This is a genomic window from Paenibacillus anseongensis, from assembly GCF_009757995.1.
GTDB classification, from domain to species: Bacteria; Bacillota; Bacilli; order Paenibacillales; family NBRC-103111; genus Paenibacillus_E; species Paenibacillus_E chondroitinus.
Map to the genome: position 1 here is coordinate 644740 of NZ_WSEM01000008.1, position 19310 is coordinate 664049.

General features: G+C 48.4%; 14 protein-coding genes. 1 reads left to right on the forward strand and 13 read right to left on the reverse strand.

The features are described 5' to 3' along the window. Nucleotides 1-241: 241 nt before the first annotated feature. The 7 genes from GON05_RS10530 to GON05_RS10560 form a co-directional block, all read right to left on the reverse strand. On the reverse strand, nucleotides 242-1774 hold the full coding sequence (locus tag GON05_RS10530) for a sulfatase family protein (protein ID WP_157319086.1): 1533 nt from the start codon (nucleotides 1772-1774) through the stop codon (nucleotides 242-244). Between the two features lie 7 nt (nucleotides 1775-1781). After that, nucleotides 1782-5087: a glycosyl hydrolase gene (locus GON05_RS10535; RefSeq protein WP_157319087.1), complete on the reverse strand. Its 3306-nt coding sequence runs from the start codon at nucleotides 5085-5087 to the stop codon at nucleotides 1782-1784. A gap of 244 nt (nucleotides 5088-5331) precedes the next feature. After that, on the reverse strand, nucleotides 5332-6822 hold the full coding sequence (locus tag GON05_RS10540; RefSeq protein ID WP_397369571.1) for an extracellular solute-binding protein: 1491 nt from the start codon (nucleotides 6820-6822) through the stop codon (nucleotides 5332-5334). Nucleotides 6823-6938: 116 nt separating this feature from the next. After that, nucleotides 6939-7811: a carbohydrate ABC transporter permease gene (locus GON05_RS10545; RefSeq protein WP_127452486.1), complete on the reverse strand. Its 873-nt coding sequence runs from the start codon at nucleotides 7809-7811 to the stop codon at nucleotides 6939-6941. A 12-nt stretch (nucleotides 7812-7823) separates the two neighbouring features. After that, complete coding sequence (locus GON05_RS10550) at nucleotides 7824-8666, reverse strand: ABC transporter permease (RefSeq protein ID WP_397369573.1); 843 nt, start codon at nucleotides 8664-8666, stop codon at nucleotides 7824-7826. Between the two features lie 330 nt (nucleotides 8667-8996). After that, nucleotides 8997-11249 carry a helix-turn-helix domain-containing protein gene (locus tag GON05_RS10555; RefSeq protein ID WP_157319089.1) on the reverse strand — a complete coding sequence of 751 codons (2253 nt, stop codon included), beginning with the start codon at nucleotides 11247-11249 and terminating at the stop codon, nucleotides 8997-8999. 181 nt (nucleotides 11250-11430) lie between these two features. Further along, complete coding sequence (locus GON05_RS10560) at nucleotides 11431-12261, reverse strand: phytanoyl-CoA dioxygenase family protein (RefSeq protein ID WP_157319090.1); 831 nt, start codon at nucleotides 12259-12261, stop codon at nucleotides 11431-11433. A 193-nt stretch (nucleotides 12262-12454) separates the two neighbouring features. Here GON05_RS10560 and GON05_RS10565 point away from each other — a divergent pair, with 193 nt between their 5' ends. Further along, a complete protein-coding gene (locus GON05_RS10565) occupies nucleotides 12455-13294 on the forward strand; it encodes an AraC family transcriptional regulator (RefSeq protein ID WP_157319091.1) in 840 nt (279 codons plus the stop codon). Between the two features lie 7 nt (nucleotides 13295-13301). Here GON05_RS10565 and GON05_RS10570 read toward each other — a convergent pair whose 3' ends face one another. The 6 genes from GON05_RS10570 to GON05_RS10595 form a co-directional block, all read right to left on the reverse strand. Next, nucleotides 13302-13850 carry a hypothetical protein gene (locus tag GON05_RS10570; protein WP_157319092.1) on the reverse strand — a complete coding sequence of 183 codons (549 nt, stop codon included), beginning with the start codon at nucleotides 13848-13850 and terminating at the stop codon, nucleotides 13302-13304. 415 nt (nucleotides 13851-14265) lie between these two features. Beyond that, a complete protein-coding gene (gene hisD / locus GON05_RS10575; protein ID WP_309491795.1) occupies nucleotides 14266-15540 on the reverse strand; it encodes a histidinol dehydrogenase in 1275 nt (424 codons plus the stop codon). Between the two features lie 51 nt (nucleotides 15541-15591). Continuing rightward, nucleotides 15592-16551 (reverse strand): aldo/keto reductase, encoded by a 960-nt coding sequence (locus GON05_RS10580; protein WP_157319094.1) that lies wholly within the window; start codon nucleotides 16549-16551, stop codon nucleotides 15592-15594. Nucleotides 16552-16579: 28 nt separating this feature from the next. Then, nucleotides 16580-17371: a phytanoyl-CoA dioxygenase family protein gene (locus tag GON05_RS10585; protein ID WP_157319095.1), complete on the reverse strand. Its 792-nt coding sequence runs from the start codon at nucleotides 17369-17371 to the stop codon at nucleotides 16580-16582. Nucleotides 17372-17413: 42 nt separating this feature from the next. Next, nucleotides 17414-18430, reverse strand: a complete 1017-nt coding sequence (locus GON05_RS10590) for a Gfo/Idh/MocA family protein (RefSeq protein ID WP_157319096.1) — start codon at nucleotides 18428-18430, stop codon at nucleotides 17414-17416. A 32-nt stretch (nucleotides 18431-18462) separates the two neighbouring features. Further along, on the reverse strand, nucleotides 18463-19293 hold the full coding sequence (locus GON05_RS10595) for a carbohydrate ABC transporter permease (protein ID WP_157319097.1): 831 nt from the start codon (nucleotides 19291-19293) through the stop codon (nucleotides 18463-18465). Nucleotides 19294-19310: the final 17 nt, after the last annotated feature.

The following is a 19310-nucleotide window of genomic DNA, read 5'->3' on the forward strand; positions in this document are numbered from 1 at the left end:
TTCTCATTTTTTTCTCGTATGCTTAACAACTTAGAATAAAATCTTACCGTTTACAATCAGACAATATTGTTCGGGTTTAAGGCAATTTTGTCGCAACCGCAATCGAGGGTGAGACTATTTTGCCGATTGAGACAATCTTGTGCAAGGGGTTAAAAAGCGCGCCACAACAAGGATTACGTTCCGATATACGCAAAAAGGGGCAGCCCCTGGTCAGTCATGACACTTGGGCAGCCCCTCATTGTTATTCCATTGCCGCAAGCCCATGCCGGTCATAAAAGACCGGGCCGCGGGACCAGACGCATGCCAAATGCATCAGAAGCTCCCCCGTCATGCGTTCACGTATTCTCGCATAATGCTCATTGTCATACACGTTATGCCATTCGGTAGGATCCACTGCCAGATCATACAGCTCTCCTTGAAACTCGCCGATTCGGCCAATCGCCTCTCCGAGCTTACCAGGCATGTACAGGATCAGTTTATAATCCTGTTTTCTCCACATTAAGGCAGGCGCCGAATGGTGCGGTTCCGCTCCTTTGCCATGAAATTCGCAGAAGGTCCCCAGACGCTGCGTCTCGCCCAGCAGATCAAGCCCGGGTAACTGCGGATTTACCGGCAATCCCGCTACCTTGGATAAGGTCGGCACAAGATCCACCAACTCGGCTGGGCGGTCGTCTACTGACCCCCGTACCTTTTGTGGCAAATAACTTCCGGCTAAGATCATCGGTACACGGACACTGCTATCATACAAACAATATTTGCTGAAGCGGTGTTGTCTCTCGCCCATCATCTCGCCGTGGTCGGAGACGAAGACGATCAAGGCATTGTCCAGCCGCCCTTGCCGCTCCAACCGCTCCAAAGCCTTACCCAAGTAATCGTCAAGCCAGGAGCAATTCGCCCAATAGCGAAGCGTGGTCCGCTTGCGCTCCTCCGGCGTCATCGCTTCCCAGACATGCCGTTTCTCCCAATAGTTGCTTTGGCTGCTCTCATTCACAGCATCGGTCGCGGCCAGATGCGTATTCTGCTCAAGCTCCCATGGAGGTTGAGCGATATCCGGGATCTCGTTAATATCGTATAGATCCTCGAATTCCTTCGGGACGTTGAAGCCGGCATGCGGTTTCAAGAAGGAAAGATAGAGAAACAGCGGGCGCGACTCGTCCAGCCCTTCGTCGATGAAATTCAAACATTGCTCCGCCACCCATCCGTCACGGTGCCAATGGTTCGGTATTTGACTCGTGCAGCCGATATAACCTTTAGAATTCTCCTCACCGCCACCGTAGTCTTTCGTTTCTTCATAATAAGCGGCGAGCCCCTCCGGCTCGGCATCCCCCATCATGACAGCGCCATCCTCATAATGTCCGCTGTCACGTGACAGTCCGACAGCCCGTACTTCGAAGCCGCGTGCTGAGGGAACCGGATTTTTCACACCGTGATTCCAATGGGTTTTCCCGAAGCCTGCGGTTTGGTACCCTGCTTTTCGCATCAATTCCGGAAGCGGATCGCTCGGCAGCTTGTCTTCGTCGTACAAGCCGCCGTGATTGGTTCGCACACCGAGCTGCGAGGGATAATAGCCGAACATCATCGAGGTGCGGCTAGGCACGCACATTGGCGCCTGACATACCGCTTGGCTGTATGTGATTCCCTGTGCCGTCAGTTTATCGATGTTCGGTGTATGGATATGCTCGTTGTAGGCACCGATACAATCCCAGCGCTGCTGATCCGTCATGAAGAAGATAATATTGGGTTTGTTCGCTGCTTGTTCTGTGTTGTTTGGCATGAACGTCTTACTCTCCTTCCGGGTTCTGGTAGGACTGCACCCGCTTGGCTGTGTAAGCCGGCTTCAATTCGTGCTTCGCATAATCAAAATATTTCCCTTCCAGCAAGCCGATTAACGTGTTGGTCACGCGAACTTCAATACGGTTTGTACCTTCCGTCAGTATGGAGGCAGGGCCGCTGAAGCGGTACGGCATCCAAGTACGGGCGCCAAGTGACACCTTGTTCACCAGCACTTCCGCCACGTCGTGGAATTCACGATCCAGTCCTTCAAATGTAAGCTCGAAGCTATCCCCTTCGGGCAATTGGCCAAGCTGAAGCTCACGGCTGAAGGTCATCGTTCCGGCAAAATGCGGATAACCCGCATATGGACTTGCCGCAAGCGGATGCTGCTGGACGAGTGGACGTTTCAAGACAGGACGCTGTTCGGCGTCAAAGCCGGCTTGGAAGCTGCCCGTTAGATACAGCGCGTCGATCAAACCATGCCAATCCTGCTCAATCGTCACCTCAACTGAAATTTCATTGACGCCAGGCTGCAGATACGCTGTAATTTCGCAACCTACGTTCATATAGTCATACAAAACGTGTCTCGCGAAATCCCCTTTCTGAAGACGATGGCCGTTAATTGAAATCGAGCCTTCTCCGGAAAGCGCTCCTTGATCCATCACGAGAATCACCCGATCCAGTTGGTTGTCCACGACGATGGTTGTAGAATATCGGGCTTGAAGCGGATAAGCCATACTGATGCGCATCGGCGTTCCGAACAATTGGCTCATCTGTACCGGCAGCTTCGTCGAAGCCGTCAAGTCCGCACATTGGTCAATGAACGTTTTGACCTGAACTACCGGTGCGTCCTCCTCCGCTCCCGATGCCAAGCTGTTCACACCAGGAATCAAGAGGTGAAACGCATCGAGCCGAACCGCGTTATCCTCCTCGGTTTGCATGGTCCATAACGTAGACTCCGACGCATCGACGGTGAGCTGCCAAGGTTGGTCTGACAAGGCTTGCACAGCTGTACTCCGCGTGATAAGGAAAAGTCTGGACTCGTAGGCACCCAGGAAGACCGGCATCGTCCAGCCGCTAGCCGTACGTTCAGCCTGGGCAGGCGCCTCATCGCCGCGATCCAAGGATAGCTCTGTAAACAGAGCCGCATAACCCACATTTTCCTCCCAGAGAGCGGTTGAAATTTGCAAAGACAAATCACGCTCCGCCTCTTCTTGATTGCTTATGAAAACAAGGAAACTATCCGCATCGATTTGGCGAGTTTGCAGGAGAATACTGCGTCCGCCGTATGCCGGTTCAAGCTTCACCGCCTGCGGATGAAGCTCCTCAAGCAGCATGGACAGACTGCCCAGCACTGCAGCTTCGTCAGCGGATGCTGCGAATGGCAAATGATACGCGCTCGCAGCGCCTTTGGACCACACCGGCACTGATGCCGCGCCTTCGTTCCAGAAATGCTCTCCGCTTGGCTGCTGCAAACCGAACACGCTCGCTGAGGAAGCCGCGTCCAAGCCATTCGTTTCAATCGCTTGATACGGCAATTGCCCCATGCTGATGACCGTTCCACCTTGTGCAAGGAACAGTTCCAGCTTCGCCCATGCGCCACTCTCCAGATTCGTCATTGGCGGCACGATCACATTGGTATAGCTGGCATTGCCCAGCCTAATCCTGCCGTCCTCCACCACCGCTTCCGCGAGCAGCCCTGTATCCAAATGATCGTAATCTCTGCCGCTGTAGGTCAGTTCGTTGCAAATACGTGTCCACCAGGCCTTCAAGTCGTCAAGCTTACGCTTCTCATCCGTGTTCTTACCGCCATAATCAAAATGGTGGAAGGGATTGCCCATGTAGGCCCACAGCGATGTTGTCGGTTGAAGCACCGCCGTACGAATATCCGCTTCGCCGCAGCTCATGACGTAGCTGATTCGGCCGACGTAATCGCCGAGTTGTCTAAAATGCTGCCAATACGGATTTTGCAGGAACTGAGAAGGCGGCGCGTCATGTTTCATCAGCGCATCAAGCGTATAGAAAAAAGCATGGAAGTTAAAAAAGTTCGTGCCTTGCGCAGCCATACGATCAATCATCCACTTCGCGTCCTGGAGCGTCATTGACCATCCGACACTATGGAAGCACTCAATCAAGTTACGCTCGCGGCCGAACTGGCGGGCAATGGAACTGACCATTTTGGCGCTGGAACGAAAGCTTTCCGCCTGATTATTCAAAATCCAATCCAGCGAACGCCCGAGCTTTTCATGCGCGGTATCTCCACCTGGCACATGGCTGTAACGCTGTGTCGTATGCCTTACGGACGGCACTTCAGTCACGTATTGAAGCCCAAACCGTTCACACCAATCATGCACCTGCTTATGATAGGAGCTGAGCAAAAGCTCATGAATCGCTTGATAGTAATCATAACGAATACGGGCCGACTGCTCCCCTTCTTCATACAAAAGGGCATGCAGATGTTCCCGTAGATCATAGCCGTTTTGCTCCATGAAAAAAGCCAGCAGCTGCGGCGACCACGGCAGCTTGCCCAAGAGGCCGATCTCGTCGGTAAACATGCCCTTGATCGTACCGCCGAAGTATTCGCCCAAATGCTGGGCATACTTGTCGTGCGTTAATCGAATAAACGTCGCCATTGCCTCATGATGGCAAGGATCGACGAACGTCCCGTAATATTTGAAATCTTCGATTTCCTTCTCCTGCATGATCAGTACTTCCCAATCACCGGGAGGCGCCGTCCACTCCATCTTCTGAATCGTGCGGTACGTAAAAAACCGCTTCTGGTTGTAACTCGTCAAACCCGCTTTCTGAAAAATCGGCTCCGCCTGGAAGTTCCCAATGGATGAACGGACGTCCACCGCCTCGGCCCAAAGCTTGTCACCGTCCGAGTTGACAGGTACCGCTTTTGCATACAAAATACGTGCCCATGGGAGTTCCAAGGACACATGCTCTCCGCCCTGCACCCGCTCGGCCCGATGCTCGAGTGTATAGTGCTTGGCCTCCGGATGCTCCAGCGTCACCTCGCCGCCGGCGATGCCACTCGGATACGGGTACTCGTCGTAGAGCCACACCTGCAAATTGCGGCGTTCGGCCGCTTCGACCGCTACGCGTACTTTTTGAAACCAGGCATCGGATAAGTAAGGAATCTCCAACCCCTGCCTCGCACAGACGAAAAATCCCCCCAAGCCCTTGTCCGCCATTTCATCAATCTGATAACGAATCTGCTCGTCGTCCATTTCCCCATTCCAAAACCAAAACGGATGAATGCGATATTCCGCTTCCGGCTGTGCAAAAGACTGCCTATTAAACTGAGCCATCTAAGTTCATCTCCTCGGCATGTACGTATATGAAAATATTGCTTCCATCTATTGATCACTATAAAGGAAGTAACTTTGCCCTAACAATCGCACTATTTTGACGTGCCTAATTCGCTCTGCAACTATCTTGCCCGGTTTGCACATCCTTGCGAAATCAATGAATTCAAGCTAAACTTACCGCCCATATACGTAATAAGGCTGCCAAAAATTCCTGGCAGCCTTGTAGTATTTGTTTACGTAGCAGTTACTTCTTTTTCATTTCCTGATACACTTTCTTCTGTTCGTCCATAACCTCTTTACCGCCGGTTTTCATATAATCCGCAACCATATCGTCGTACAGTTTATCGAAATCCGCCGGTTTTGCCGTTACCGTCTTCACAAAAATCTCAATGGCTTTATCACCCAAGGTTTGATTGTATTTAATTTGGGCTTCGATCGGTCTGTCAAAACGCGCCGGCAGCTGCCCGTCCTGATCGCCAACCTTGATACTATTCATCGTGAAATCCTTATATTTGGGATCAGCCGCGTTTGCTTTTAACGTTTTTTCCTGATCGCCCATATCTTTACCGTTGATGAGCATGCTGTAATCCAAATAATTGTACATCACCTTTTTCGCATCATCTGAGTCCAAAATAACCGGAATGCCATCATCGCCCTTCTTGTAAGTAACCCCTTCCGTTCCGTTCTGCAAGTCGAAGATCACCTTATAATCCGACATCCAGTTTAGAAACTTAATGGCTTCAACAGATCTTTTGCTAGCTTTCGGTATCATGAGATGAGCAGACAGCGGGTGGTAAATCTGCTTCACATGTTTGCCTTCATAGTTCGTGAACGGATCTACAGGCAGCAGCGTAGCACTCGGAACATTCTTCTGCAGGGTGGAGTAATAAGACTGGTAGACAGGTTCGTTCGTATTGGTGATCGCAAAGCCGATCAATCCGTTCACCAGATCAGCCTGAAATTTTTTACCGTCCTTATCCAAGGCAAAATCAGGGCTAATCAAACCTTCGTTATACAGCTTGTTCAAAAACTTATACCCTTCTTTATTGCCCGGTTTCATCAAATCCGGAAGTGAGTAATATTCTTCTTCCGTCATTTTCTTCCAAAACGTGCGAACCAGAGGATCAAGGTTATTGTTATAGCGAATACCGTAAGGAATAACCTTGCCTCCCGTTTTGCCTGGATCTTTCTCCTTAAATGCTTTCAACACAGCGTAGAATTCATCGGTCGTTGCAGGTGGTTTCATCCCCAGCTTGTCAAGCCAGTCCTGGCGGATGATTGGCGTCGAGCTGGCGATAATAATTCTTTTTGCCGGGATGGTGTACTGCTTGCCATCAAAATTTCCATAGCTGAGGAGCTTATCTCCGAGATACTTTTTCAAATTCGCACCATGCTGGTTTAGCAAATCACTAAGCTCGGTCAAGCCTCCTTGCTTCACCCAATTCTGAACTGCGGGATCACTATAGGTAAAAATAATATCCGGCGCCTCATTAGCCGACATCAGCACGTTCAGTTTCGGCACTTCCTCTGTTCGCGGAACGGTGACAAACTGCAGCTTGATATTATTTGGGTCGCCAAACTTTTCCTGCATGTATTTGACAAAGTAACTTTCCGTAAGCGGCGGCGCGCCAGGCGGCGTATTGCCACGGTCGAAAAGCTCTATTTTCAGTGTTACGGGATCTCCCTTAGCCCCGCTTTCCTTCGCACCATCTGAGCTGGAGCAAGCGGTCACCATACCAGCCAATAAAATGGCCGCGAGTGAACTGTTAATTATCCGGATAAGCGATTTTTGATTGCGCAAATCATTCATCTCCCTTTTTCATGTGGAATGGGACTCATCGTTAGAATCTTTCAACCCTTCACTGCGCCAATCATAATCCCGGAAATAAAGTACCGTTGAAGCCAAGGATATACGAGCAAAATTGGAATCGTAGCAAACATAATACTTGCCGCTTTCAAACTCTCGGGAATCGGAGCCAAAGCGTTCATCCCTTCCGTTGCCGTCGCATCGCTCATTTGATTGCTGATGACCAATTGGTACAGCTTCAGCTGAATCGGATATAAATCTTGATTAGTAATATAAAAGAGTGCATCCATGAACCCATTCCAACGCCCTACCGCATAAAACAAGCTTAATGTCGCCAACACCGGCAATGAAAGCGGTAACACAATACGAAATAACGTTCCGAAATGCGAGCTTCCGTCAATCCGTGCAGACTCTTCCAGTTCTTCGGGAATGGAGCTGAAGAAGGACTTCAGGATGATCAGATAAAAAGCGTTAATCATGCCCGGAAGTACTAACGACCAGATGGTGTTCGTCAGCTTTAATGATTTTACAAGCAAATATTCCGGAATTAATCCCCCGCTGAAAAACATCGTAAATACGATGATAATCAAAAAGAAGTCCCGGCCTTTCAGCTTTTTCTTCGTCAGCGGGTAAGCTGCGCAAATCGTCATGATCATGCACACTACTGTAAAAACAACCACAAGTATAATTGTAAAAAATAACGAGCTGATCATCTTGGCATCCTTGAAAACCGTTTCATAAGCCAGTGTGTTCCACTCTACCGGGAATACCGTCACCTTATTCGATAAAATCGCTGCGTTGGAACTCAACGAGACGGCAATCAAGTGAAGGATAGGAACAAGGCAAATAAAGGACGCCACGGTTACAAGCAGGATGATAAAGCTATCAATAATCTTGTCGCTTGCACTAACTCTCATTTGACGCCCTCCTTACCAAATGCCTTGGTCGGTCACTTTTTTGGAAATATAGTTTGATGACAACAGGAAGATCAGTCCGACGACAGCCTGGAATAATCCAATAGCCGTAGCGATTGTGAAACGGGCGGATTGTACCCCGACTTTATACACAAAGGTACTTATAACATCCGACACGTCAGTAACTAGCGGATTTCCCAGAACAAAGGGACGTTCAAAACCGATGCTCGCCATGTGCCCAATATTAATGATCAGTAAGATCATAATCGTTGGTTTGATTCCGGGAAGCGTGATGTTCCATATCTTACGCAGACGCCCTGCTCCGTCCACCTCCGCGGCTTCATATAACTCTTTATTAATGCCTGCTAGAGCCGCCAAATAAATAATGGTCCCCCAACCGGCATTTTGCCACACGCCTGATCCCACATAAGTGATCACCCAATAGACGGGCTCAGTCAGAAATGGAATCGCTTTCACGCCTGAGGACTTCAATAATATATTTACCAGCCCTGTATTCGTGGAAAGCAGCTGATAAACCATCCCCCCGATAATGACCCATGAGATAAAATGCGGCAGATATAAGATCGTTTGTGCACCCTTCTTAAACCATTTGATGCGAATTTCGTTCAATAACACAGCCAAAACGATAGGTGCCGGGAAGGAAACTAACAGATCCAATAGATTAAGCAGCACCGTGTTTCGCAGCACCTTGTAGAAATCCTTCATAAGAAATATTTCACGAAAAGCATCCAGGCCCACCCAAGGACTCTTCCATACACCCTGGAACATATTAAATTCTTTGAAAGCGATCGTTACCCCATACATCGGGATGTACTTAAAGATCAGGAAATACAGCATGGGCAAAAATAGCAGCGCGTACAACTGCCAATCCTGACTCGCGATAAACCTCTTGCTTTTCTTCAAGACTGACGAGCGAATAGTGTACTGAGCGACCAGCGTCTTGTCCATTGCAGGTTCGTTACCAGGCATATGATCCCTCCTTTTCGTCATTGTCTTCCCACAATAATCCAAGTTTGGACAACGTTCAATTAACATGAATCGCCGCTTATCGAAATGTAAGAAAAGTGCTTTTTCCTATGACCTAACCTTTTCTCACACCTTAACATTTCCGAATAAAAGGTTGAAAGCGCTTGCCATTTTCTATTTTAACGTGTCCAAACCATCCCCTTATCCCTTGCTGTTTACCTCTGTTTTTTTACGAAAGTCCCCTGGTGGAATGCCGAGCGCATTTTTGAAAGCCCGGTGAAAGGAAATGACATGAACATAGCCAACTCGTTCTGCAATCGTTTGTACCGGTAAATCAGTCATAAGGAGCAATCTTTGAGCTTCCTCCAAACGAATCCGCACCAAATAATCAATAAATTTCTCCCCGAACTCCTCTTTAAACAGCTTGCTTAAATACCGGGGATTCATTTCAAAATGGTCGCTTATCCTGTTTAGGGATAAATCGCAGTCGTAATAATTCGTTTCGATATACACTTTGACTTGGCAAATGAGTTCATGATTGTTCCTTGCGTAGCGGGCGGCTCGCACTCGGGGCTCAAGCTCGGAAAGCAGCATAACCAACCGCTCATGCCATTCTTCCAGCTTTTCAGAGTGATCCACTAAGGCTTCGAGCACCGGCTTATACTCCGTGGTCCACAGTTCCTGTGCCTCTCCCGTCATTTCCATCAGCTCTTTATTCAAATGATAAATCAAATAATTGGAAATATGATTGATATCCCCTTGGGAGAACCGGCCCTTCTTTAGCGCATGAAAAAGCGAAATCATATGCGTCTGCCATTGCCCATCGTCTGTCCGGAACGATTTGACGATGGTGCGAACCGATTGCAGATGAGGGAAAATCCGGCCTTCCGTTTTGGCATGTACATCTCTGCTTCCAATCATTGAACCTAAGCCAAACACCGGCTTGTAAGACAAATGCTTTTTGGCTTCCGCATAGCTTTGAGGCATGCCTCCAAGTGTCTGGGTCTCCGGCCCGATGCCAACGGACACCGTAAATTCAAGATTGGCCAGAATCCAATCCTGCAGTTTCTTCATGAAATCATAGACCTTATCGCCGTCATGTTCCTGGCTATCATTCAAGTAAAACATGACAGCCATTTGCTGTGGCTCCACCCATTCATTCCAAACAAAGATCCCTTCGTTCTGGGCAACCTCCTGAAGAACATTGCTAACGACAAATTTAAGCAAATACTGGTCACTCGAGCTATAGTCACTGATAAAATGAGCATAACGGTCGATTTCCATCACCGCCACCGCCAGTCTGTCGAACTGGGAGGGGAGTTGCAATCTCGTGGTCTCTTGCTTCCACTCCGTTTCGTTCATCCTCCTATGTCCTTCCAGCCAATCGACCAGCACCTGCCTTCTACGAATCAGTAGATCATCTTTATGCAGTTTTTCGTACTGGCTCGTCCTTTCCAACAAGTTATCGATGGCCAATTCGATAAATTTCAGCTCGTTGACCCCTGCCAGCTCACTGCTTTTTCGTTTCGTGTATTCATTGATCCTTACCGCAATAGACTGAATGGGCTTGTAATGCCGGTGAGTAATAAATGTAAACCAAAACACGCCAATGATGATCGTCGCTATGCCCACTATGATCCAAAGATCACTAAATTGGGACATCAATGATAATTTCTGATCTCTTTGTCCACCTGGCATATACAGCCACCCTGTATAGTCAGAAAGAATCCGTTCCCTCTTTAGTTCTTGTACGGAAGTGGTTTGGCTCTGCAGCGCCATGTTTCGATCAAAGGGCTCCTGGTTAGCAGTTAGCAACCGAATGAAACCGGCGTCGTATCGCGTCAAATCTTTAATAAACCCAACTAACGCCCTAACACGGATGTTGACCACGACAGCTCCCTGTTTGATACCATCTAATGGGAAAAATTTGACTAACGACACCACTTGTTCCTCACTTGAATCATGAATGAATTCCCGATAGCTTCTCGGACTCGTCCACCCGGCCGGTGCCGTCTTCGCACGATAGGCAGCAAGAAGGAAATCACGGTCCCCAAACTGATCCAAATCTGATAACCCGTTTCTGGATAAAATTTTTCCTGATTGTTCATTGTACATATAAATGGAGCTGGAAAAAGGCAGCAGGGAAGAGAAATCATCCAGCTTATGTGAAATGACAAAGTAATCAAAAAGCGTTTTATCACCGGTCGTATACGTATAGAAATCTTTTAACTTCTCATCGGTAAAAATTTCTTTGATCGTCATTTGTTCGGAAGCCTTCAGATTCGCGTCGACGGCCTGCATGACCTTTCTCGCAATAGAGTCATCTGTCATCGCGATTTGTTTTTGTGCGGAGTTGTTTAATATCGAGAAAAAAGAAAAGATTAAGACGGAAATGACAACGAAAAATAGAGGAGCGTAAGACAGCAACATGCGATGATACCAGCTCATTTTCATCAAAATCAGTCCTCCTGCACCTATAACTTGATTGACAACAAGCAGAATACGTTACTTTTCCGCCAATTTCCATTTATTTAGCATAGTCGATTAGAGTGAAAATTGTTGTCGAATCCTGTTTGGAACACCATGGACAAGACGCAAAAAAACACCGGAATTTGATCCGATGTTTTGGAGTAAATTAACACTCTGCAGAAGTCATTTCATTTGTAAAAATCCGTTTGTATTCCCCCGCTGACATCTTCTCTGCCGATTTAGGCGCATAGTGAAATTGCAGCGATCGGCGGCGTTTGGAAGAATGATTATTCGGCGTGCCGTGATACAACAGGCCATGGAAGAACAGAATTCCGCCCGGTTGGAGTGGAACTGCCACATCCCTCTCTACCGGCACGTTCGCATCACAGATTTGCCAATCTCGAACCGCGTAATGTGGTGTGGCTCCATCCATGTGGGAACGTGGGATGACGTGCATGCAGCCGTTGTCGAGTCCCGCCTCGTCGAGTGCAATCCAAACGCCAACCACCGGCTTTTTCCATGTCAAGTTGTTGTAAGCCATATCTTGGTGCCATGGCTTTTCCGCTCCCCCGAAGGGTGGCTTGAGCAAAGCCTGGTCCTGCACAAGATTAGCTTCTTCGCCCAGCAGGCGCTCCACCACGGATAAAATTGCCGGATGATAGGCGATCGATCGCAGCGACTCATCAAACTCCACGAAGTTAAAAAGCTTTCTTACCGCAAACTCTCGTTCCTCATCGGTCTTGAGCTCACTCTGCGGTTTGGTGAATTGCAGCTTAACCTTCGTATCACGGTTATGAATATTATCCATAACAGCAGCAATTGACTGCCCGACTTCTTGGTCCGTTAATATTTGCTCTATGGCAATGAATCCAGCTTTCTTATACTGTTTGACTTGCTCGTCCGTAAAATCATTGATCGAAGCTAATGGCTGATGCACATTGTCAAACCGGTACATACGTTGGTTAATGTCTTCTGAATTTTGTACATTTGTACTCATTGAAACCCTCCTTCAAGAGTGATAAATCTACATCCATTACACTAACAATAACGTTTATTATCCTGAATGAAAATGGACCAAGGAGCGACTTTTTTGTACAAATCTGCATGTGTCAGAGATTCACAAATTCGTTGCTAACAGCCTGTGCTTATGATTAAATGGAAACCAAACGTCACTTGAAGGAGGGTTTGCGATGATCACTTTCATTTACAATGGCTCCGTAGGAAAATCTCGTTGTGAGCCAGGTTGGGAATGGTCTCGTTTAACTCCCATGCCCGATTACGACCTATGGTATGCCATAGAAGGAAGAGGGCAAATGACAATCAACGGAGTCAGCTACCCGATCGCTAAAGGCTCCTGCTTCTTAATCCGGCCCGGCGATCAAGTGAAGGCCACTCAGGAACTCGAACATCGGCTAACCGTCATTTTCATCCATTTTATTATCCAACCGGGTATGGAAGTTAAGCTCCCCGAAAGACATGTCCGATTAGAGGACACGATTGTACCGGAAACCTGCCTGCAGCGCATTGTTGAACTGCAGCTTCGGGAGGAGGATCAGCAGCAAGAAGAATTCGACCTGCTCGTGCGGCTTGTGCTACTGCATATGCTGCGCCAGCAAAAAAGCGGTGCTTCGTCGCCGGTCTCCCATATGCACAAACAACTCATCCACAAAGTAATGGATGAGCTCCGCGACCAAATCGGCGAAAAGGCCGTCACCGTAGCGAGCCTCGCCGAAAACGTCAATGTTTCTCCGCGTTATTTGAGTCAACTGTTCATGAAATATACCGGCTTTTCCTTACGGGAGTACATTACACGAGTCCGCATGGAACGGGCACGATTTCTCCTATCCGAGACCTCGATGAACATCACGGAGGTTGCAAGCGCACTTGGTTTCACCGACGTCTACCATTTCAGCAAAATGTTCAAATCTCACAATGGCGCGCCTCCGTCCAGTTTTCGCTATAAGGGGCGGCCGGCTAAGAGTAATTATGGGGATTTAAAGATTAGGCAGGATATTGATGTTGATGAATGACTATCAATTATTCTAGATTAAGATTGTGTTTGTTTGTTATTGCATTTAGACCCGTTGGTAATTCTTTGTTTTTACCAATAACTGTTCCTGACTTATCTAGTTTGAACTTACCTTGATACATCCCAAGTATAACATAGGCTTCTTTTGTGACTGGGCCATTGTATTTTTTGAGAAATAAGATAGCAGTATCCTGTTTCTTTAACGTTTTTTCCCCTTCGAATGTGTGCTCTATATGATTATGAACTCCACCAGTTTCAAGTATATTTATAGAAGTTTTATTCTGTAATTCCCCTTTATATATTTTTTTTACCTCGGCGTTCGAAAGAGTAAAGACAACTTCATTATATTTTTCCGCTTTCGCATCAGATATATTGACTTCAACAATGACCTCAGCTTTCTGTTTGAGTTCGTCTACTGTGGAAAATGATTCAGATAACTCGCCATGACTGTTAAATGTTAAAACGGGTATGTTTAATAAATAGATCAGTAGTGTAGATAGGCATAGCGCAATGATAAGTCCGAGAATTATTTTATTTTTATTTAAGGATAAAGACATTGTCATTCACTCCTTTTCGCAGCTAATTAATACCAATAATTTACCATTTAATTTAAAACAAGGGAACTAGCGTCCTCTATTTGAAGAAAAACGAGCAATTTCCTCGCCGAGCGGAACTACAGGCCCTTATTTGTTCTCCACGGCGCCTTTTTCAGGTCAAATTGGTAAAATAGCGGACCGTAGTTCCCCTTCCACGTGGAAAATGTGCTTTATCCAGGGATAGCGGACCGTAGTTCCCTTCGAGCTGATAAAACCAAAAAAAGCCCTCCCCAGTAGAAACAATCTACTTGAGTGAGAGCTCCTCGCGAAAATCGACGTAATCCTATGCCCCGCTTTTCACCGAAAAACTGAATCTGCGCAGCACTTCGCTTTGCTTATAATAAGACTCGACGCTTGCGCCTTCCTCAGGAGGACTTCATCCGTAACGGCGCACACGCAGATCCGCCTGTTCCTTATGGCCCATGAAGTTCTCAATGTCACACAGCCTGGAGACATATTCGCCAACCAGTTTGCTGGCGTCCTTCGTACAGCGCTGATACGTGCACGTTTTCAAAAATTTGCCCACCCAAAGCCCGCCCGTATATCTGGCAGCCCCTTTGGTCGGTAACGTATGATTCGTGCCAATGGCTTTATCCCCATAAGCCACATTCGTTTCGGGACCGAGAAATAATGCTCCGAAGTTTGTCATATTCGCCAAGAAGTAGTCCGGCTGTTCCGTCAGTACCTCCACATGCTCGTAAGCGAGCTTATCAGCTTCGATGAGCGCTTCCTCTATGCTGTCAACGACCAGCACGGTACCGTAATCCCGCCATGCGACACCTGCGATGTCTGCTGTAGGGAGTACCTGAAGCTGCCGTTCGATCTCAAGCAGCGTCTCCCTGGCTAGTGACTCGGAAGTCGTGATCAAGGCAGCCGGCGACGTAGGGCCATGCTCCGCCTGACCAAGCAAATCCACGGCGACCATTTCCGCATCCGCCGTATGGTCGGCGATGACGAGAACTTCCGTCGGACCAGCAATCAGGTCGATGCCGACTTTCCCGAACAACTGGCGTTTGGCTTCAGCCACGTAGGCATTCCCAGGCCCTACAAGCATATCGACGGGACGAATCGTTTCTGTCCCGAGAGCCATTGCTGCCATAGCCTGAATCCCGCCAAGGACGTAGATTTCATCAGCTCCGGCGAACGCCATCGCGCATATCGTTGCTGCCGGTATTTCGCCTTTAATCGGCGGCGTGCAGGCAATAACTCGCTTGACTCCGGCCACTTTAGCCGTGAGGATACTCATATGCGCAGAAGCGACCATCGGATAACGTCCGCCAGGAATATAACAGCCCACGCTGGCAACAGGAATATGTTTATGGCCAAGAATAACGCCGGGCAAGGTCTCGACTTCCATATCCTGCATCGTAGCTAACTGTTTTTCGGCAAAATTGCGAATTTGCTGCTGTGCGAATCGAATATCTTCTTGCACTTGTTCAGGTACGCGAGCGATGATGTCCCTAATTTGCTCCTCACTCAATCGGAAATGCTCAGGCGACCAGTGATCGAATTTTTCCGATATGGTTCGAACCGCTTTGTCTTGACCAATTGCAATGTCATGAATAACTTCTTTCACGGTACGGTAGACAGCCTCTTCACTAGCGATATAAGATGTCTGGCCGACATCCCCTTTTTTCAAATAAATACCCACGCCGCTCTCCTCCATGTTTCGAATTCAATTGAATGTCAAGCTGTCACGCTGTCACTTGCCTTCCCACAGGTTAGGCGTGATTACATATTCAGGTACTTGTGAAAATGCTTGAGCCAGCTCATGCAGTGTCTTCTCACGGATGGCAGGCGTATGCAACAGCGCAATATTGGCGTTAACCTGCTCCGGCGTTTCAGCGCCAAAGACGATACTCGCAATACCAGGCATGTGGTGAATGTAGGAAAAAGCAAATTCAGCCACAGACATGCCTTCCTGCTCAGCGAAGTCCTGTAACCGAGCAAGCCATGGCTCTGCCGGCTTCAGCCGATCTTGCAGCGCCTCCGGCTTCATAAAGAACAAGCCTTGCAAATAAATGCTTCTTGCAAACAGCTTTTTATTCGAACGAGTGAGCTGATCGAAGGTCCCGTTCGCAAACATTCGGCGATCCATGACATTGATGGGTACCTGGACAAGCTCGTAGCAATCATGCTGCAGTTCCCGCCAATTCTCTGCAAATTCCTGCGCATCAAAGGAAAGCAGCGAAGCACCGAGGGTGCCGATATTCCCCCGCTTGACCTGCCTCAACAGCAGCTCGGTCACTTGGTTGCCGAATTGGCCCAGCACATTTGGCCGATGCAGTAAGACTGCAGGCAGACAATCCACCTGAAGCCGCTCCATGGAACGGTTCACACTGTCTTCGATTTGCGCTTCCAAGTCAGACAACGTCGTTTCACGATTTACTTGTAAAGTGAACTTCGTGATGATCGTGGCTGCACGTGTTTGCTTTTGAAAATAACGGCCCAACACCTGCTCCGCACTCCCGTAAGCGCTCGCTGTATCGAGGCAGGTAATGCCTCCATTTAGCGCAGCATCCAAAATGCGCCCCGCCATTTCCTCATCCGGCTGCCCCAGCTGGTTTGCAATGCCATAGGGCATACCCAATTGGACGGTTCCCAGCGTCAACGGAGAGATTGCGGCCGTCCACTGTTCATTGTCGGTTCGAATAAGACTCATCTCGCTTTCTGCTAGGCGATGTTTCCTATTATTCTCTTTTACGAATCCGTTTCGCATAAGGCGGGCGCCCAAAAGCTTCCACAGGCAATTCCCCCTGAGGATGGTACCCGTATTCGTCTTTTCCTCTCATCATATACATTTCAAAATTAGGATAGGTTTGCGGATCCCACTGCACCATCGTCTTGGAGTAGCGGATAACGAAGCCGATGCGCCAGCGATCGGAAGTGTTAGGACCGGAACCGTGTATGAGCGTATCGACATGCATGGAAATACCGCCTGCGGGAATGATCATCGAGACCGCGTCCTTCTCGCTGAAGGTCCCCTGGTCGAGTTCGAAAGACAAAATCGCGTCATCGCCGGCAATTTTATGCTGAATCACACCTGCTGTATGTGTTCCCGGGATCACTTTCATAGCCCCGTTAGCCTCATCCACATCTGTGAAAGCCAACCACACCGTGACGGTGTTGTTTAGCGCAGTAGACCAATAATAGGAATCCTGATGCCATGGCACCACTTTGTCCGAATGCGGCGATTTCGTAATAAACTCGCTCGCTGCCAAATAAAAATCGCTGCCCAGCACGCCTTCCACATAATGGATAATCTGCGGATGAGCACAAATGTCATACAGCCACCGGCTCGTCTTATGCCAACCCATGATGTCCGAGGGATTTTCGTCCCCCTGCAATAAAGCCGATAGCTGCTCATAACCCTGTTGCAGTTCCTTCACTTCTTCGCTTGAAAAAACAACGGGAAGCCCTAATAAATACCCGTGATCTTCATAGAATTTCTGCTGCTCGGCGGTTAATTGATTCAGTCCCATCCGAAGCACCCCCTTCTGCCAGAAAAAATGAACGCCCCACAATCAACGACAACGCACTCTCACCGATTTGCCGCTGGCATAGGATTGGTTTAGCGCCTCTGCTACATAAAGTGGATCCATACCATCCGCCAGTGAACACATCGGCTCCACGCCTGCTTGTAATATATGAACAAGGTGGTCAACCGCATTTTGCATGTTGCTCGATTTGCTGAGCATACCTGTCTCCGTTCGTTCATGCACCAACTGCCTGATTCCCGGTTGCACAGGATGCGGTTCGGTCGCAGAATAGCGGATTTCATCTCCGCCTTTTACCATCTCCATCACCCCTTTTTCCAGGTACAGCACAATGTCAAAAAGGTTATAAAGCCGGTCATCGAACGCCTCCGCATAACCTGTAATCGAACCTCCATCTGCCGTAAAAAAGAAGGAATAGGTCCAATCCTCCACAGCATCCAAGTTGGTCGCAACCCGCTCAACTACTTGCACGTCCTCGATCGCCCCGGCCAAATACCGAACCATATCGAACAGATGCGAACCTGTATTGTAGATGCCACGGCTGTATCGCAAATGGATTTTCTTCACCTTCCCGTACGTCCCGTTGCTTACGGCTTTTCGGACCTGCATCGCTCCTTCACTCCATCTTCTGGACAAGTTGACAACGACCGTCCGATCGCTATGCTGCTCGCACAAGGACATAATCCGCTCCGCTTCCTCCACACTATTCGCAACGGGCTTTTCAAGAAAGATGAGCCTGCTGCTGGATTGCTCCAGCACGGTTTGCAGCAGTTCATACCGAACGGTAGGCGGTGTGCAAATGCTGATGAGATCCAAAGGTTGCTGACTCAGCATGGCAGACAATTCCGAATCCAAATAAAACTTCGTCTCCGGAGCAGCCTTAGCCAGTTGTTCCGCCTGTGCCTGCCTTCTACCGACAGCAGCTGCCAGCTCAATCTCCGGATGCAAAAGATAGGCCATGGAATGGCTGTGCGCTCTTCCTTGAAAAGGGATGTCAAAGGTTAATCCAATTTTGCCAAGTCCGATTACTGCTGCCTGAAACACCAGGAATCCCCTCTTTCTGTCTCATCCCACCATCAACCCTTTAAAGCGCCTAAGGTAATGCCTTCCGTAAAGTACTTTTGGAAATATAGAAAAATGATCAACACAGGAAGCGTAGCGAACATCGCCCCAGCCATCGCAATGCCATAATTAGTCTCGAGCTCCGATATTTTCTGGGCAACCTTGATGCCTACCGGCAAGGTAAACATTTTCTCCCCGTTCAGCACGATGACTTGCCACACATAGTCGTTCCACGTGTTCACAAATGTAAAGATGGCAAGCACGCCAATGCCAGGTTTGGCAAGCGGCAGAATGATGTGCCAGAACGTCTGCCATTCGCCGGAGCCGTCGATTTTCGCAGCTTCTGTCAATTCCGTCGGCAGCGAAGCCATGAACTGCTTCAACAGGAACACACCGTACGGCCAGCCAACGACCGGCAGTAAAACTCCCCACCGTGTATTAATGAGACTGAAATCATTTAACAACTGAAATAGCGGGATGAATAACACCGTGTGCGGAATCGTCATGGCGGCGATCATCACCGTGAACAACCATTTCGAACCTGTAAATGGAATTTTGGCTAAAGCGAAAGCGGATAAGGAGCTAACCGCAATCACAAGCAAAGTGGCGATTAGCGAAATGAACATGCTGTTATAGAACCAGGTGAACACCGGGCTGTTCTTGAATAGCGACGCATAATTTTGAAAAGTAGGATGAACAGGTATCCATTCCGGCGGGATTTGCAGGGCTACCTTCAAATTCTTGAAGGAGCCGCTGACCATCCAATAAAAGGGCCAGAGGAAGAACAAAGTGAGTACCCAGAGGAAAATATGGCCTCCCCATAGCGGTGATTTTTTATTCGGCATCTTCGTCTCCCCCTTCC

Bases quoted from the DNA above. Each gene is read 5' to 3' on its own strand.
- GON05_RS10565 (WP_157319091.1), top strand. From the start codon at position 12,455: ATGATCACTTTCATTTACAATGGCTCCGTAGGAAAATCTCGTTGTGAG.
- GON05_RS10580 (WP_157319094.1), bottom strand. From the start codon at position 16,551: ATGAGTCTTATTCGAACCGACAATGAACAGTGGACGGCCGCAATCTCT.
- GON05_RS10540 (WP_397369571.1), bottom strand. From the start codon at position 6,822: ATGGTGACCGCTTGCTCCAGCTCAGATGGTGCGAAGGAAAGCGGGGCT.
- GON05_RS10535 (WP_157319087.1), bottom strand. From the start codon at position 5,087: ATGGCTCAGTTTAATAGGCAGTCTTTTGCACAGCCGGAAGCGGAATAT.
- GON05_RS10555 (WP_157319089.1), bottom strand. From the start codon at position 11,249: ATGAAAATGAGCTGGTATCATCGCATGTTGCTGTCTTACGCTCCTCTA.
- GON05_RS10530 (WP_157319086.1), bottom strand. From the start codon at position 1,774: ATGCCAAACAACACAGAACAAGCAGCGAACAAACCCAATATTATCTTC.
- GON05_RS10550 (WP_397369573.1), bottom strand. From the start codon at position 8,666: ATGCTGTATTTCCTGATCTTTAAGTACATCCCGATGTATGGGGTAACG.
- GON05_RS10585 (WP_157319095.1), bottom strand. From the start codon at position 17,371: ATGGGACTGAATCAATTAACCGCCGAGCAGCAGAAATTCTATGAAGAT.
- GON05_RS10595 (WP_157319097.1), bottom strand. From the start codon at position 19,293: ATGCCGAATAAAAAATCACCGCTATGGGGAGGCCATATTTTCCTCTGG.
- GON05_RS10570 (WP_157319092.1), bottom strand. From the start codon at position 13,850: ATGTCTTTATCCTTAAATAAAAATAAAATAATTCTCGGACTTATCATT.
- GON05_RS10560 (WP_157319090.1), bottom strand. From the start codon at position 12,261: ATGAGTACAAATGTACAAAATTCAGAAGACATTAACCAACGTATGTAC.
- GON05_RS10545 (WP_127452486.1), bottom strand. From the start codon at position 7,811: ATGAGAGTTAGTGCAAGCGACAAGATTATTGATAGCTTTATCATCCTG.